Annotated in this window: 15 protein-coding genes and 1 pseudogene; 6 read left to right on the top strand and 10 right to left on the bottom strand. The window is 47.3% G+C overall.

Annotation, left to right across the window (positions count from 1 at the left end):
- Positions 1–61: 61 nt before the first annotated feature.
- Complete coding sequence (gene greB / locus B7X71_RS05405; RefSeq protein WP_293597527.1) at positions 62–562, top strand: transcription elongation factor GreB; 501 nt, start codon at positions 62–64, stop codon at positions 560–562.
- A gap of 17 nt (positions 563–579) precedes the next feature.
- Here greB and B7X71_RS05400 read toward each other — a convergent pair whose 3' ends face one another.
- The 4 genes from B7X71_RS05400 to B7X71_RS05385 all read right to left on the bottom strand — a co-directional run bounded on the left by B7X71_RS05400 (position 580) and on the right by B7X71_RS05385 (position 4816).
- Positions 580–2838, bottom strand: a complete 2259-nt coding sequence (locus B7X71_RS05400) for a bifunctional (p)ppGpp synthetase/guanosine-3',5'-bis(diphosphate) 3'-pyrophosphohydrolase (RefSeq protein WP_293597526.1) — start codon at positions 2836–2838, stop codon at positions 580–582.
- 102 nt (positions 2839–2940) lie between these two features.
- Positions 2941–3144, bottom strand: a complete 204-nt coding sequence (rpoZ, locus tag B7X71_RS05395) for a DNA-directed RNA polymerase subunit omega (protein WP_011902918.1) — start codon at positions 3142–3144, stop codon at positions 2941–2943.
- A gap of 45 nt (positions 3145–3189) precedes the next feature.
- A complete protein-coding gene (gene gmk, locus B7X71_RS05390; RefSeq protein ID WP_293597522.1) occupies positions 3190–3840 on the bottom strand; it encodes a guanylate kinase in 651 nt (216 codons plus the stop codon).
- Between the two features lie 34 nt (positions 3841–3874).
- Entirely contained in the window at positions 3875–4816 is a 942-nt protein-coding gene (locus B7X71_RS05385) for a YicC/YloC family endoribonuclease (protein WP_293597521.1), read from the bottom strand.
- 32 nt (positions 4817–4848) lie between these two features.
- Here B7X71_RS05385 and rph point away from each other — a divergent pair, with 32 nt between their 5' ends.
- From rph to hemW, 3 genes are read left to right on the top strand one after another with little or no spacing between them, the layout of a single operon-like run.
- On the top strand, positions 4849–5580 hold the full coding sequence (rph, locus tag B7X71_RS05380) for a ribonuclease PH (RefSeq protein WP_293597520.1): 732 nt from the start codon (positions 4849–4851) through the stop codon (positions 5578–5580).
- A gap of 16 nt (positions 5581–5596) precedes the next feature.
- Entirely contained in the window at positions 5597–6196 is a 600-nt protein-coding gene (gene rdgB, locus B7X71_RS05375; RefSeq protein WP_293597525.1) for an RdgB/HAM1 family non-canonical purine NTP pyrophosphatase, read from the top strand.
- Positions 6180–7388 (top strand): radical SAM family heme chaperone HemW, encoded by a 1209-nt coding sequence (hemW, locus tag B7X71_RS05370; RefSeq protein WP_293597524.1) that lies wholly within the window; start codon positions 6180–6182, stop codon positions 7386–7388. The genes rdgB and hemW overlap by 17 nt, the downstream gene beginning before the upstream one ends.
- A gap of 28 nt (positions 7389–7416) precedes the next feature.
- Here the strand turns inward: hemW and B7X71_RS05365 are convergent, their stop codons facing one another.
- Entirely contained in the window at positions 7417–8220 is an 804-nt protein-coding gene (locus B7X71_RS05365; protein WP_293597519.1) for an enoyl-CoA hydratase/isomerase family protein, read from the bottom strand.
- Between the two features lie 117 nt (positions 8221–8337).
- Here B7X71_RS05365 and B7X71_RS05360 point away from each other — a divergent pair, with 117 nt between their 5' ends.
- The gene (locus tag B7X71_RS05360) at positions 8338–9552 is read left to right on the top strand and encodes a CoA transferase (protein WP_293597518.1); all 1215 of its coding nucleotides are present in this window, start codon (positions 8338–8340) and stop codon (positions 9550–9552) included.
- 88 nt (positions 9553–9640) lie between these two features.
- Here the strand turns inward: B7X71_RS05360 and B7X71_RS05355 are convergent, their stop codons facing one another.
- From B7X71_RS05355 to B7X71_RS05335, 5 genes are all read right to left on the bottom strand, one after another.
- Positions 9641–11743, bottom strand: coding sequence for an alkyl sulfatase dimerization domain-containing protein (locus B7X71_RS05355; protein ID WP_293597517.1), 2103 nt, complete (start codon positions 11741–11743; stop codon positions 9641–9643).
- Positions 11744–11838: 95 nt separating this feature from the next.
- The gene (locus B7X71_RS05350) at positions 11839–13281 is read right to left on the bottom strand and encodes a HAMP domain-containing sensor histidine kinase (protein WP_293600306.1); all 1443 of its coding nucleotides are present in this window, start codon (positions 13279–13281) and stop codon (positions 11839–11841) included.
- 54 nt (positions 13282–13335) lie between these two features.
- The gene (locus B7X71_RS05345) at positions 13336–14010 is read right to left on the bottom strand and encodes a cytochrome b/b6 domain-containing protein (RefSeq protein WP_293600305.1); all 675 of its coding nucleotides are present in this window, start codon (positions 14008–14010) and stop codon (positions 13336–13338) included.
- Positions 14007–14480 (bottom strand): diheme cytochrome c, encoded by a 474-nt coding sequence (locus tag B7X71_RS05340; RefSeq protein ID WP_293597514.1) that lies wholly within the window; start codon positions 14478–14480, stop codon positions 14007–14009. Before B7X71_RS05340 ends, B7X71_RS05345 begins: the two co-directional genes overlap by 4 nt.
- Positions 14477–14827: a DUF1924 domain-containing protein gene (locus B7X71_RS05335; protein WP_293597523.1), complete on the bottom strand. Its 351-nt coding sequence runs from the start codon at positions 14825–14827 to the stop codon at positions 14477–14479. The genes B7X71_RS05340 and B7X71_RS05335 overlap by 4 nt, the downstream gene beginning before the upstream one ends.
- 278 nt (positions 14828–15105) lie before the next feature.
- On the opposite strand from B7X71_RS05335, the pseudogene B7X71_RS05330 reads away from it, so the two are divergent.
- A pseudogene (locus tag B7X71_RS05330) lies at positions 15106–15583 on the top strand (hypothetical protein); the annotation flags it as partial.

Here is a 15583-nt window from a genome sequence, read left to right as displayed (position 1 = left end):
TTGGTTCGTAGCCAAGTACTCTATCCAGCTGAGCTACAGCCGCAACAGCCATAATTATGCCATGGAAGAGAAGAACTACATCACACCCGCTGGTCATGAGCGTATCAAAAGCGAGCTTTTACAGCTCCTAAACCTTGATCGGCCTGAGGTTGTCAAGGTTGTTCACTGGGCCGCCTCCAATGGGGACCGCTCTGAAAATGGGGACTATATCTACGGAAAAAAGCGACTTCGGGAGATAGATCGCCGAATTCGCTTCCTCAATCAACGCCTTGAGTTTGCCGTAGTTGTCGACAATCAGGCCCGAAAATCAGGGGATGCCGATGCCGAGCAGGTCTTTTTTGGCGCTACAGTCACTTATGCCAGCCTGGAAGGTGCTGACTCTGGAAAAGAGACCGCCATCACGATTGTGGGGGTTGATGAGGTCGATTTAGATCTGGGTCATGTCAGCTGGGTATCGCCTATTGCCACAGCTTTAATCAAGGCACGCTTAGGGGATTGCGTCAAAATTCAAACCCCAACTGGCCCTAGCGAGATTGAAATACTCGACGTTCAGTACCAGTAAATCGGATTTAAAGGAATTTAGCTAACTCGGACGCGGGTCACGCGCATCACATCATGGTTAGCGCGCAAACTACGCATTACCTTAGAGAGATGGAGGCGATCTGAGACTTGGATTGTGAAGCGGATAGTCACAGCATCTTCTTTATAACGGTCATCCATGGACACGTTCATGATGTTGGAGTCCGCAGCAGTCACGCTACTAGCTACCCTGGCTAACACTCCCTTGCCCTGGCGCGTATCGATTGCGAGATCGACCTCAAACTCTCGGTTAACCTCTTTGCCCCACTCGACCTCCACCCACTTATCACTGTCCTTAGAAAGCATTCTGAGGGCTACCGGACAATCATTTGTGTGGACCTGCAAGCCCTCGCCCTTACCGAGGTAGCCGATGATGTTGTCACCTGGAATTGGATGACAGCAAGTTTGGAAGCTAATTGAATTACCTTCGCGTCCATCGACCAAGATGGCCTGACGCTGATGATGGTGCGAGGCAATTTCTTGCTGAGGAGACACCCAGTCCGCCGCGCCCAAGCGCATTTGCTCTGAGCCGCCCTCGTCATCAATCAAAATCTTCAACCGAATTGCTAACTCTTGAGCAGATCTGCGACCCAAGGCAATGTTGACACAAGCTTCTTCACGCGTTTTATCGCCAGTCCAATGCAATAACTTTTCCCAGAGCTCTGGTGTTAGCAGACCAGCATCGACCCCCTGTTGACGCAAGGCGCTTGCCAAGAGACGCTCGCCTAACTGAAGGGACTCCGCATAGTGCTTAGTCTTGAGTGAGTGACGAATCGAGGCGCGAGCTTTACCGGTTCTTACAAATGCCAACCAACCAGGGTTAGGTTGAGAGTTGGCTGATGTCACCACCTCAACAATATCGCTGTTCTTTAATTCGCTACGCAACGGTAACTGCATGCCATTAATCTTGACCGCTACACAAGTGTTACCCACATCACTATGAATCGAATAGGCAAAGTCTAAGGCGGTAGCACCGCGTGGCAAGGCTCTAATCTGACCCTTTGGTGTAAAGACATAAACTGCATCCGGGAACAAATCAATCTTGACGTGCTCTAAGAATTCTTGCGAATCCCCACTGCTATCCTGAATATCAATCAAGGATTGCAGCCATTGATGTGCGCGGTTTTGCACCTCACTCATATCAGGACCACCATCTTTGTAAGCCCAGTGCGCTGCAACCCCTGCCTCAGCAACCGCATGCATATCACCGGTACGTATCTGAAATTCGACCGGCACACCCGATGGGCCTAAGAGCGTCGTGTGCAAAGACTGATAGCCATTGAGTTTAGGAATCGCAATGTAATCCTTAAACTTTCCAGGCATTGGTTTGTAGAGTGCGTGCAAGATGCCGAGCGCACGATAGCACTCATCAATCGAATGGACGGTTACCCTAAACGCATACACATCGAGCACTTGAGAGAAGCTCAAATGCTTGCTGCGCATTTTGTTGTAAATACTAAAGAGCGTTTTTTCTCGACCTTGCAGATCAACCTCAAGGTTCACTTTTGCAAAAGACATGCGGGCATTCTGCAAAATCTTCTCTACCATCTCTTTGCGATTACCGCGCGCCCGCTTCACCGCATCTTCAATCACCCTGAAGCGCATGGGCATTGAGTAACGGAAACTCAAGTCCTGTAAATCACGGTAAATAATATTCAGACCCAAGCGATGGGCAATCGGAGCATAGATCTCAATGGTTTCAGCGGCGACTCTTCGACGCTTTTCCATCGGAACGGCATCGAGCGTGCGCATATTGTGTGTACGATCAGCAAGCTTAACCAAAATGACTCGGACATCGCGCGCCATTGCCATAAACATCTTGCGGAAGCTTTCAGCTTGCGCCTCTGCATGACTTTGGAACTCCAACTTATCGAGTTTGGTTAAGCCTTCAACAAGTTCAGCCACTTTGCTACCAAATTTACCAACAAGATCAGCTTGAGTGCAGCCAGTATCTTCAATCACATCATGCAGTAAAGCTGCCATGATGGAAGATGCATCCAAGCGCCAGGTCGCACAGAGTTCAGCTACTGCTACTGGATGACTAATGTACGGCTCACCGCTATGGCGATACTGACCGAGGTGGGCCGCATCAGCAAAATGGAAGGCCTGCTTGATGAGTGCAACTTCTTCAGGCTTGAGATAGCCTAATTTAGAAATGAGACCATCAATGGAAACGACTTGGTGCTTTAAGGGTAATGTTGGCGCAGAGGTGGGGCCAAACAAATGTCGACTCGACTGAGCCAACAAAGTTGCGATGATGGAAGACTTGTCGCTTTTAGCGGTCTCATTAGGCGAGACCTGACCTTTGGATTCCGATGTGTTTGGGTCGCCTAAGGGGAGCTCCACAACGGAACCCCTGAATTACAAAGGTACTTTGGTCAACATGTCACGGTCAGTTACACCAGCAGCAACTTCACGTAACGCAACTACAGTTGCTTTATCTCTGGACTCAACACGTGGGGAATGACCTTGAACCAATTGGCGTGCGCGATAAGTCGCGGCCAATACTAGCTCAAAACGATTTGGAATAGTTTTTAGACAATCTTCTACAGTAATACGGGCCATGCTGAACTCACTTAAATTTAGCTTCAATACCCATAGGATAACTGATTAGACCCCAAGGCGCCTCAAAAGCGCTGGGTTGCGAGCCATAATCGGCCTTGAGCGTAGGCGGCTGGCAGCAACCACATGACGCAAATCTATCAAAGCGCGCTCAAAATCATCGTTGATCACGATGAAATCGGCTTCATGAGCATGCTGGAGCTCTAAATGCGCTGCAGCCAGCCTTCTCTGAATAGTTGCCTCATCATCTTGACCACGTTTACGCAAGCGCTCCTCTAAGGCCTCAAATGAAGGTGGGAAGATGAATATCCACTGCACTTCTGGAATGATTTGACGAATCTGCTGAGCACCCTGCCAGTCGATCTCCAACATGACATCGCGCCCGGTTTTCATCTGAGCCTCAATCCAAGCTTTAGACGTGCCGTAAAAATTGCCATGCACTTCAGCGTGCTCCAAAAAATTACCTTGATCACGCTCAGCGATAAATGCTTCTCTGGCAATAAAGCGGTAGTCCTTGCCATCAACCTCACCTGGTCTTGGGGTGCGTGTTGTGGTGGAAAGGGATAACTTCAATGCTGCATCTTCTTGCAACAAGGCATTCACCAAAGAAGATTTACCAGCACCTGATGGAGCGACGATCATCAACATGCTGCCTTGGTAGGCAGGAGATAAATTTGCTTTAGGTTTAGGGCTGGCCATGGTGATTGAGTTAGGTGATTGAGGTAAGCAATAGTTACTCTAAATTTTGGACTTGTTCACGCATCTGCTCGATCAAGAGCTTGAGCTCTAAAGCAGCTTGCGTACATTCTTCTGAAACCGATTTGGAGCTCAAAGTATTGGCTTCGCGATTGAGTTCTTGCATTAAAAAATCTAAACGCTTGCCCACTGGACCCTTACCTGCCAAAGCCGTATCAACAACTTGAAGATGGGTCTTGAGGCGGGCAAATTCTTCCGCCACATCAATACGAACCGCGTAAAGCACTACCTCTTGACGAATGCGCTCCATTAACTCGGTACCAGACCCGCTGTTAACCTTCCCTTGCTCTTGCGCAGCCAGTGCCTCGGCTAGACGTTCAGTGAGCTTCTCTTGATACTGGGCAACATAGGTCGGAACCTTTGGCTCGATCACTTTCACAATCTCACGCATCTTGCTGGTGATATTGATTAAGACCGTTACCAAGGCTTTGCCTTCGGCATGGCGACTATCCATTAGAGCGGCCAAGGCGGCGCGACCTGCTTCTACAGTAGCAGCAATCCAGCCCTCCTCTTCGCCCCTAGGTTCAGCAACAATGCCCGGCCAACGCAAAATATCAGCGATACGTAAGGCTTCAGCGTTTGAAAAGACGACTTGCGCATGCTCTTGAAGGGTATAGAGCGCATCCAAGCGATCCTTGTTCAGGGCGCCTAAGGCATGGGGGTTCGCTTTTGCAGCCCCAGCAGCACCCGAATTAACGCGCCATGCGGCCCGAAATTCCACCTTACCCCGAGAAAGGCTTTGAGTCGCCATTTCTCGCAAGGCAGGCTCAGCCCCACGACACTCGTCCGGAAGACGGAAGCCCAAATCCAGAAAGCGGCTATTAACAGCCCGACATTCCACTTGCAGATCAGCTACAACACCAGCTCCTAGGGAGACTTGGCGAGAAGCGCTGCCATAACCAGTCATGCTCGATATCATAGGGACATTGTAGATCTTTAGGACCACACCCCATGACTCAGCCCAACATCACCCGCCCTAGTGGCCGCACCCCTACACAATTGCGGCCTGTGAGCATCAGCCGCGCCTTTACCAAGCATGCAGAAGGCTCTGTCCTGATTGCCTTTGGCGACACCAAAGTGCTTTGTACAGCCAGCGTACTAGAAAAGGTGCCACCTCATAAAAAAGGCTCTGGTGAAGGATGGGTAACTGCGGAATACGGCATGCTCCCCCGATCCACTCACACCCGCAGCGACCGTGAAGCAGCCCGCGGCAAACAATCTGGTCGCACCCAAGAAATTCAGCGCCTGATCGGTCGTGCCATGCGCAGCGTCTTTGATCTGAAAGTATTGGGAGAAAGAACCATTCACCTAGATTGTGATGTCTTACAAGCGGATGGTGGAACGAGGACTGCATCAATTACTGGTGCCTATGTTGCGGCACGTGATGCCATTAACACACTCCTACAAAGTGGTGCGCTTAAGACAGATCCAATAATTGATAGCGTTGCAGCGATTTCTGTTGGCATCTATCAAGGCGTGCCAGTACTTGATTTAGATTACCCTGAAGACTCCTCTTGTGACACCGACATGAATGTTGTCATGACAGGCAAAGGCGGCATGATTGAAGTGCAAGGGACTGCTGAAGGTGCCGCCTTCTCCCGTGCTGAATTAAATGCACTATTAGATTTAGCTGAGCAAGGAATTGCGGATTTAACGCAACTGCAAAAAGAAGCGTTTAAATAATAGATTGATCCAGATGTTGCAAAAACTCGTTCTCGCCTCTAACAATGCCGGTAAGGTGCGGGAGTTTCAGGAACTATTGGCACCCTTTCACTTTCAGGTCATCCCTCAAGGTGAATTGGGTATTCCAGCCGCAGAAGAGCCGCATCATACTTTTGTTGAGAACGCGCTTGCTAAGGCACGCCATGCCAGCGCCACCAGCGGTTTACCTGCACTTGCAGATGACTCCGGCATTTGCGCCCATGCATTAGATGGTGTGCCAGGGGTTTACTCGGCTCGCTATGCAGGCGTTGATGGCAATAACGCAGCCAACAATCAAAAGCTAGTTGCAGCATTACAAGGCAAAGCTGATCGCGGTGCGCATTATGTCTGCGCCCTCGTCATGGTCAACAGCGCCAATGACCCAGAGCCACTGATTGTTCAGGCTCGCTGGTATGGCCAAATTATGGATGTTGCTAACGGGGACGGTGGTTTTGGTTATGACCCCCACTTCTTTCTGCCAGACCTTGGCAAGACTGCAGCCCAATTAGAAGCCTCCGAGAAAAACCAGATCAGTCATCGTGGCCAAGCCTTGCGCGAACTCATCACACAACTTCAAATCCGTGCTCAATACTCTTAATCCTATTTTGGCAACACAGCCAAAACTGACTGCCCTACCTCCACTATCTTTGTATATTCACTTTCCGTGGTGTGAAAAGAAGTGTCCTTACTGCGATTTCAATTCGCATCAAATTAAAGGGGCCGGCAATGGCGTCAAAGTTTCTCGAGGCTTTGATGAGGCGCGCTATATCAAGGCGCTCATTACCGATCTAGAGACAGAGTTACCTCGCATCTGGGGTCGCCAAGTCCACAGCATCTTTATTGGTGGTGGCACCCCTAGCTTAATGTCTGCTGATGGTGTGAATGAGCTACTCTCAGCTATTCGAGCGCGCGTGAACTTAGAGCCCGATTGCGAGATCAATATGGAAGCCAATCCTGGCTCTGTAGAGGCCGACAAGTTCACTGGCTTTGCCAATGCGGGAATCAATCGTGTTTCCTTAGGCATTCAGAGTTTTCAGGATGAGCAGCTTAAGGCTTTGGGACGTATTCATAACGGCGAAGAAGCCAAACGCGCGATTGCGATTGCTCTACAACACTTCAAGTCCGTAAATCTCGATCTCATGTTTGGCTTACCCAATCAAACCTTAGAAGCAGCTAAAGCGGATATTGAAACCGCCCTCTCCTTTAAGACTCCTCATCTATCTTTCTATAACCTAACGCTAGAACCCAATACTTACTTTGCAAACTTTCCTCCAAAGTTACCAAGCGAAGATGAGATTGATGCGATCTTTGAACAAAACTTAGCGCTCTTAGAGGCGGCAGGTTATCGACGTTATGAGATCTCCGCCTATGCCAAGAAAGATCAGGAATGCAAACACAACCTGAATTACTGGCGGTTTGGAGATTACATCGGCATTGGTGCAGGTGCACATGGAAAGATTTCATTCCCAGACAAAATTACCCGGCAAGTACGCGAGCGTCATCCAGAAACCTATATGCAGGCAATGGAGTCCAAAGGCAATGCCTTAATTGAAGCGCGCGAGATTCCAGCCAAAGATCTTCCTTTTGAATTCATGCTCAATACCTTACGCCTAACAGACGGCGTAGACACCGTGACTTTCAGTGAGCGCACTGGATTACCCCTCAATGTCGTATCCAAAGGATTGGATGAGGCCAGCAAAAAAGGTTTACTAGATTCAGACCCCAACAAGCTCAAGGCAACTGAACAGGGTTTGCGTTATCTCAATAACTTACAAGAGATGTTTTTATAAGTCCGAGGATGTTGCTCGGTGATTCAGCTTACTTTCCAGTCCAAACAGGTGGCTTCCCACCTAAGAATGCAGTAACTCCATTTCTAAAGTCTTCGCTGCCATAGCATTCCCGAATCAAATCACTGCAATCTGGTAAGTTGCTCTTGATGATTCTTACAAGGGTCTGCTTGCTGGATTTCTGTGTGATGGGTGCCAACTTCATTAAACGCTCAGCTAGCTGATTTGCTTCACCCTCCAGGGCTTCAGCTGGATAAGTAGCCAAGAGATAGCCTTCTTTCAGTAACTCAGGCGCAGTTACCAACTCAGCAAGTAACAACATGCGCTTGACGATATTCACTCCCAGGTGCGCAACGAGCCAAGCAACATTCCCAGCGGATAAACAATTGCCCAAAGTTTTAGCGATGGGAACTCCAAAGCGAGCATCCGGCGTAGAGATTCTAAAATCACAGCAACTAGCAATAGCAAGCCCTCCGCCTACTGCCATGCCATCAATCACAGCAATTGTTGGAATAGGCAACATAGCTAAAGGCGCAAGATAGGAATCAATACTCTCTTCGTATGAAATCCCATCATCGCCAGAAGTAAAGGCAGAGAATTGGGTGATATCACTACCAGAAACAAAGGACTTGCCGCCAGCACCACGCAAAATAGCCACCCTCGCCGCGGAGCTCTTAGCCAGGTCTTCACAAATCGACTTCAAGCTCTCATACATCCCCACTGTCATTGCATTACGGGCAGCAACGTGATCAAAGCTGATGTACGCAATGCCATTGCGCAGCTCAAAATCTACTTTTGCAGTTGAAGAGGTCGACTGGGATGCTATTGATGACATTAAAGGTACCGCTAGGAAGTTGAAATGAGGGGTTCGTGAACTACTCTGCGTAATTGATTTATATTGATGACTATTGTTAGCACTTCATTCTAAACATATAAAAATAATTGAGACAAAATGAATTCAGCTTCAAATAAACCACTGCCCTTGGCTGGTGTTCGAGTTCTTGACGTGAGTCAAGTTATGGCGGGTCCCTACTGCTGCATGTTGCTAGCCGACTTAGGCGCGGATGTCATCAAAATTGAACCTCCAGGCACGGGTGATCAAACTCGTGGGGCCATGGGATTCAAGATGAAAGGTTCAGATAGCATGGGCTTTCTGAATATGAATCGCAACAAGCGCAGCGTGACGCTCAACCTCAAAACTGAGGCCGGAAAAAAAGTATTCTTTGAGCTCGTGAAGACTGCAGATATCTTGGTTGAAAATTATCGACCTGGTGTGATGAAAAAACTGGGTATTGACTACCCATCACTTAGAGACCTCAACCCTGGCCTGGTCTACGCCAGCATCTCGGGCTTTGGACAAACTGGACCATGGGCAGATCGCCCAGGCTTTGATTTAATGGCACAAGCTATGTCCGGCGTGATGAGTGTTACCGGCTATCCGGATGGTCCGCCAGTAAAAGCAGGCGTGCCAGTGTCTGACATTGGCTGCGCACTCTTTGCGGTTTATGGCATTTTGTCAGCCTATATCGGTAAGACTAAATCGGGTGAGGGTCAATTTATTGACGCTTCTCTGTTTGATTCAGCGTTGGCATTCTCCATCTGGGATACGGCGCAGTACTGGGGTACTGGCGTTGAGCCTTACAAGCTAGGTACGGCCAATCACATGAGCGCGCCCTATCAGGCTATGAAAGCTTCTGATGGCCACTTTGTTATGGGCGCCACCAATCAAAAGCTTTGGAAGCTCCTCTGCGACAAGATTAATCGTCCTGAATTATTTGAAGACCCACTTTTCAGAACCAACCCACTACGTCTAGCAAATCGCTTAATTCTGGCAGCTGAACTTGAAAAAACTTTCGCAAGTAAGACTAGCGAAGAATGGGTAGACCTTCTTTTAGCTGCCGGTATTCCGGCTGGACCGATTAACACCTACCCCCAAGCATTTGATAGTGAGCATGGGCAGCATCGTCAGATGCGCATGGAAATTGATCATCCGATTGAGGGCAAGGTTCCCAATATTGGCTTTGCCGTCAAGATGATAGGCACACCGCAACAAGTGACTCGTCACCCCCCTTTACTCGGTGAGCACACCCATGAATTACTTGAGGAATTGGGTATTGCTGGAGATGCACTCAAGGCACTAGAAGAAGGCGGCGCTTTTGCGACCTAAGAATTAATCTCCTGCAGGCAAAAGAAATGGGCTCCTAGGAGCCCATTCTCTATTACTCAATAACCGACCTAATTACAATTTACCCTCCTTAAGCGCCATCTGAGTTGGCGATTGGAGGAGCTTCAAACGGATCTTTGTTTGGCGTAGCAGTTGGAGCTTTTTTAGCTTTAGTGCCAGGCATTAATTCAAAGTCTGGAGTAAAGGTAGTCATCGTGCTCCGCAATTGCTCGAATGCTTTACGATCACCTTCAAACTTGGCTTTTCCTTCGGCCTGTAGTTTTTCAAAGGTGGTTTGACCGCCCATCACTTTTTCTAAATCGCTACGGTTCACGGTGATAGTCAGGCTTGGGTTTTTATCTTGGTAACCCTTAATATTGGTCAACGCAGAATTACTCATTTCCACTACAAACTTCTCACTATTATCCGGAGTAATGAGATTGATAGTGAACTTCATGCCAGCAGCTTTTTTGCTATCCATGCTGATTGCTAAGGCATTGAGCCAAAGCTCTGTAGTCATTGCCTTGATCATGTCAGGACCGTTGGTCTTTGGTGATGCCCCAGAAGGCATACCGTGACGCAACTCGTATGCAGCGCCCAAGAAGCTGTTGCGCACACTAGGGCTTTCTTTTTGATAGCCAATTTGTTCAAAAATATCTGCTAACAAATCTTTGGCGGCTGTGTTGTTTGGCTCTGCATAAACCAACTTATTCACGATCTCCATAGCCTCACGGTATTTACCCTGTTTATAGAGCTGCCTACCCTTTGCCATGATTTTTCCTGAGCCACCCATCATCTCCACATACAGCGGCGCAGAATCTTTTGGTGATAAAGGAATCAAGGTAGCAGGATTAGCATCCCAGTAACCTAAGTAACGATTAATCACAGCGCGGCTGTTGTGCTCTTCAGAACCATGGTAGCTATGCGCTGCCCATTGAGACTTTAAGCTCTCTGGTTGTTTGTAAACATTATGCACTTCATTAATCGTTACGCCATTGTTGGCCAAATGGAGCACTTCATTGTTTAAGTGTGCGTAGCTGTCACGCTGCGTGCGCATAACTTCTTGCACGCGATCATTACCCCAGCGCGGCCAAGAATGCGAAGCAAACATCACTTGCGCTTCATTGCCATAACGATACAAAGCGTTGTTAATATTCCTAGACCATGCCAGTGCGTCACGCACTAATGCACCGCGCAAAGTATAAATATTGTGAATGGTGCCGGTGATATTTTCTGCAGCCCAAAATGCTTTCATCTGCGGAAAATAAGTGTTCATCTCCGCTGGAGCTTCTGTACCAGGCGTATTTTGGAACTCCATCTCTACCCCATCCACCGTCATCTTTTCAAATGGCTCATTGATCAGAATAGTTGGCTCAATTAATCCAAGGTTTCCTGCTGCAGTATTTTTACCAATCGATTGGTCAACGTGACCAAATGGGCTACGTGGCAATAAAACGCCATACTGGAAATACAGACGACGTGTCATGGCATTGCCTGCATACACATTCTCTGCAACAGCGTGATCCATAAAGCCAGCTGGAGCAATAATCTTGACCTTGCCGCTCTTCACATCAGCTTCCTCTACTACACCGCGAACACCGCCAAAGTGGTCAGCATGTGAATGGGAGTACACCACCGCGACTACAGGGCGCTTGCCTAACTTCTCATTCACCAACTCTAAAGCTGCTCTAGCAGTCTCTTTTGAAGTTAATGGGTCAAAGACAATCCATCCTGTATTGGTTTTAACAAAGCTAATGTTCGATAAGTCAAAACCACGAACTTGATAGATCTTTCCTGGCACAACCTCATAGAGGCCGTAACCCATATTAAGAATAGCTTGACGTTGCAATGAGGGATGTACGCTATCGAAATCCTTGCCTTGCAATAGGAATTCATAGCTGCCCATATCCCAGGCCACGTTACCTGCATCAGCCATAATGGTTTTATAAGCTGGCGCCGCAATAAATCCCCTCTTAGACTCTTCAAAGTCACGCTTATCTTCGAAAGGCAATGTTTTACGTAAACCGTTTTGCAATTCAACTGTAAATGTTGAAGGTGCCTTGCCCTTAGGGTCGAAATGCTTTCCTTGCATTGCGCCTGGATCAGCAACGACTCCACCGCCACCAGCAGCAAAAACAGAGTTGCCGGAAAGGAGTGTTATGGATAACGCAATCAGAGTAATTTTGGTTTTCATAGAAGCCTTGAAATATTGCATATATTGGTAAAAAAGGTACTTTACGAATGTAAAGAGTGCGCCCCCTATAGGCAATTAGCTATAGGGCTAATATCTTAATCCTGAATGGATGGCAGAAAGACGATAAATTCAGCGCCCCCACTAGGGGCATCTTGATAACGAATGTGACCACCATGACGAGAGACGATATGGTGGCAAAGCCATAAACCCAAGCCCATTCCAGAGCGCTTATTGCTACTGGAGAGCAATTCAAATAAGTGTGGCTGGGCATCCGTTGGAACGCCGCCTCCATTATCAGATACCAGGAGTTTGATTCCCTCAGGCACATCTCGACTTTCAATCTGGAGAGTGCGAGAAGATAGCGCCTTGTCACCGAGGACCTGTATTGCGTTATTGATGAGGTTCAACAGGACCTGTTGAATTTCACCACGATTGGCATTGATAAAAGATTTAGACTCCAGTCGCAGAACCACTTGAATGCTCTGCGCCTGAATTTCTGGTTTAGCAATTTTGAGAACGGACTCAATCAGCCCAACAATATCAATTCGCTCCACCCCAATCTTCCCATCTGAAAATATAGAGCGCAGGGATTGGATGATGTTAGTAGCCCTCTGGTTATCTGCCAATAAGGCTGCGAGAATCTCTTGGTATTGTTCAGTAGTTAAATTTCTCTCAGATAACTTCTTCTGCAGGAATTGAATGTTGAGCTGGGATGCTCCCAAAGGCTGATTAAGCTCATGAGCGATAGAGGCTGACAAAGCACCTGTTGCTGCAGTTTTATTGGCTTTTAATAGATTAGAAATTAAACTTTCACGCTCAATTAATAAGGCTTTAATTTCTTCATTCTCGGTTTGCGATTGGGCGCTTGCTAGTGCAATCCGCTCAGACCAATAACCGCCGATCGCAATATAAGCTAGCGTGTTCATCACGATTTGCATGATTGTCAGCAGAATCAAAAATTGCGGGATCTGCTCAACCTGGCGAATGGTGAAACCAGAGGCAATCACTACAGAGAGCCGTCCAATAGCAAAAAATAATTCTGCGGTAGTGGCGTATTGCAAATAAATTAATTGCTGCGAAGGAGTTGTCTTTCTTTTTGAGCGCAACTGGAATGTTTGCAAAATAAAAAAGAGTCCTGTGATCAGGCAAATGATGGCAGTTCGACTTTCAAAAGTGCCATTAATACGCATCCATTCAAAGGATGGGATAAAGATCAGAACTGATAGTAGGAATGCATATTTCAAACGCCTACTAATGGGCTTATTAAGAGACCTACAAAACAGAAATTGCAAAATAGCAGCAATGTAGAACAAGGAATTGGCTATTGTGAAATTGAATTCTGGTTTTGAGACATCTTCAATTGTCACAATCCCGGTGCCAAAGGTAGTCAAAGCCAAAATACTCACCACCAAAGATCCCATCCAATAAGGACTAGGCCTTACTGTGCTTTGAGAGCGATAGTAGTGATAGACGCCCAATAACAAGCCCAACTGAATGGTGGCAAGAATATAGAAATAAAGGGCTATCAGAAGCTTCATGCTATCTATCGTACAACGACGATGGGAGCTCGCACACCCCCAATCGGACCGGCTTTACTGTGTCAGGCTTGGCAAGCCACCAGTTAAAATGAGATAGAAAAAGTATAGGGAGCTCAGCAAAATGAGAGCGCCAATCAGATACTGCGGATAACGTATCCCCTGCTCCGGAAAACCCTTTTTTTTGCCAGTCACCATGGATCTGACTAGGTTTTGCCTTTCAATCACACTCATCCCAATTGCAGCAATGATGTGGACGATGACCAAGCCAAGAACCAGACTAGCAACTACCTCATGAGCCTCGGATGGAGCATTACCCAAAAACTCTTTAACTGATAAATAACCAGTTAAGCCAATCAGCAGTATGAGCAACATCAGCGCAAACATCACTAAGCCACCCGCCGGGTTATGGCCAACATCATGATGAGGATGTCCACGCAACATCGTCATAAAGTGCTCAATTACAGCCCGAGGGCTTTTGAGAAACTGAGTAAATCTAGCGTAACGGGTACCAATGACACCCCAGACCAATCGAATGAGGACAAGCAAACATGCGGTATAGCCAAATGCATAGTGAATCATGGCCAAGCGTTCACTCTCTGAAGTGAGCCAAGCACCAGCAAAACAAATCACTAATAGCCAATGAAAGACCCGCACCGGCATATCCCAAACCATGATGGCTTGTTTCAATTTGCCAGTAGCTCCAACCGTTTCGTTCATAACTTTATTCATTTGGCTGGGATCTTAATGTTGTTCTCACTAAAAATACCTTTAGCAGCATCGATATGACAGGCCCCACAGTTAGCTGGACTCTTGATGCTCGCTCGTTTCCATACATCTGCTCTTACCTCATCATGCTTACGAATAAACCAAGATGTTTTAGTGATGCGGTTTTCAGGAGCAGTCTCGCTGTACTTTTGTCGAGTAGCTGCATTCTTCACCAGCCAATTAGTTAGCTCAGTCTGACTCTTGGGATCCAAGCTGGCATCGGTACCGAAATGCTTTGCTAGTCCAGACATGATATTTTTCCAGCTCTGTTGACTTAAGAGTGCTGGCGGATAGGCCATATGACAACTTGCACACTCAGCTTCAAAAGAAATTGGCGCATCACTAGGCATCGTCATTTTTGCAGCAAATGTAGGCGAAGCTAGGAGCACTAAAGTTGCAATCAATACAGTTTTTTTCATTTTGATGAGATTCATTTAACAGTCATTAGCCAAGAAAGGACATCCGCTTTTTCTTGCGCGGTGCAGTCTCTACCAAGCACATCATTGCAATTGCGCTTAAACCATTTATCGGCCTTGGCTTCATCGGTAAAGCGTGCAGGATTGGCGCTTGGCGCCAAGGGCTTAATCACCTTCCCGGTAACAATATGTTTAGTGTCGTGATTCGGAGGATTTTCGTGACAGGATGCACAGCTCCATTCCTTGCCATGCTTAGTATTGAAGAACTGCTCTCCGCGAGCTGGGGACGCCTTACCCGATTGAGACTCATAGGCCCTCAACAAGTCTTGCGACGTTGCTGCGCTGACTGTAAGAGCCACGCCCATGAAGACAAATCCCGAAAATAACCTCCAAAACATACATACCCCTCTTTTCATACTGCTCACACCCTTTAGTATGCGCCATTAATATGACACTCCATTTGGATAAATAAGTAGAATAGTCGGGTATTTAGGGCTTATTTACTAAAACCATCCTCAAAAATGATTCTGATGATTAGCATGAGTAATACAATCCAATCAAATGCCAAATTAGTTGCATTTATCAATTACCGCATTACTGCTCACAGTTAATGCATCCCAATTTATTAAGGATTAATATCGTTATGAAAAAACTAGTCATTATTGTTGTACTGGCCGCTATTGCTGCTGGCGCTTACTTCATGCTCAATAAACCAAAGGCCCCTATCGCTGGCGTAGCCGCTCAAGAAGCTGCCCTCATTTATGACGGCGAAGTAATCAAGATTGATGCTGCAACTCGTACTGTTACCCTCAAGAATCAAGATGGTGAATCCACTATCGTTGCTGGCCCTGAAGTTAAGAACTTTGCTGAAATCAAAGTTGGCGATCATTTTGATGTGGTCTACGAACTCGCTGTTGCTATTGAGTTGGTTAAGGTGAAAAACCCAGGCACAACTAGTGAGCAAGTTACTACTGGCACAACTACTGCCCCACAAGGCGACAAGCCAGGCATGATCACCACTAACACTATTACTGCAACTGCAAATGTTGGACGTTTGCGTTCAACCTGTATCTCCGGCTGTCCGCCAGCGTCGGCGGGAATGCGATCAGCCAGACTGTCAC

This window comes from Polynucleobacter sp. 39-46-10, assembly GCF_002282275.1.
The sequence above is the reverse complement of the archived record's forward strand: the minus strand, read 5'-3'. Positions and strand labels throughout refer to the sequence as shown.

Bases quoted from the DNA above. Each gene is read 5' to 3' on its own strand.
- greB (WP_293597527.1), top strand. From the start codon at position 62: ATGGAAGAGAAGAACTACATCACACCCGCTGGTCATGAGCGTATCAAA.
- rpoZ (WP_011902918.1), bottom strand. From the start codon at position 3,144: ATGGCCCGTATTACTGTAGAAGATTGTCTAAAAACTATTCCAAATCGT.
- gmk (WP_293597522.1), bottom strand. From the start codon at position 3,840: ATGGCCAGCCCTAAACCTAAAGCAAATTTATCTCCTGCCTACCAAGGC.
- B7X71_RS05385 (WP_293597521.1), bottom strand. From the start codon at position 4,816: ATGATATCGAGCATGACTGGTTATGGCAGCGCTTCTCGCCAAGTCTCC.
- rph (WP_293597520.1), top strand. From the start codon at position 4,849: ATGACTCAGCCCAACATCACCCGCCCTAGTGGCCGCACCCCTACACAA.
- B7X71_RS05365 (WP_293597519.1), bottom strand. From the start codon at position 8,220: ATGTCATCAATAGCATCCCAGTCGACCTCTTCAACTGCAAAAGTAGAT.
- B7X71_RS05360 (WP_293597518.1), top strand. From the start codon at position 8,338: ATGAATTCAGCTTCAAATAAACCACTGCCCTTGGCTGGTGTTCGAGTT.
- B7X71_RS05355 (WP_293597517.1), bottom strand. From the start codon at position 11,743: ATGAAAACCAAAATTACTCTGATTGCGTTATCCATAACACTCCTTTCC.
- B7X71_RS05350 (WP_293600306.1), bottom strand. From the start codon at position 13,281: ATGAAGCTTCTGATAGCCCTTTATTTCTATATTCTTGCCACCATTCAG.
- B7X71_RS05345 (WP_293600305.1), bottom strand. From the start codon at position 14,010: ATGAATAAAGTTATGAACGAAACGGTTGGAGCTACTGGCAAATTGAAA.
- B7X71_RS05340 (WP_293597514.1), bottom strand. From the start codon at position 14,480: ATGAATCTCATCAAAATGAAAAAAACTGTATTGATTGCAACTTTAGTG.
- B7X71_RS05335 (WP_293597523.1), bottom strand. From the start codon at position 14,827: ATGGGCGTGGCTCTTACAGTCAGCGCAGCAACGTCGCAAGACTTGTTG.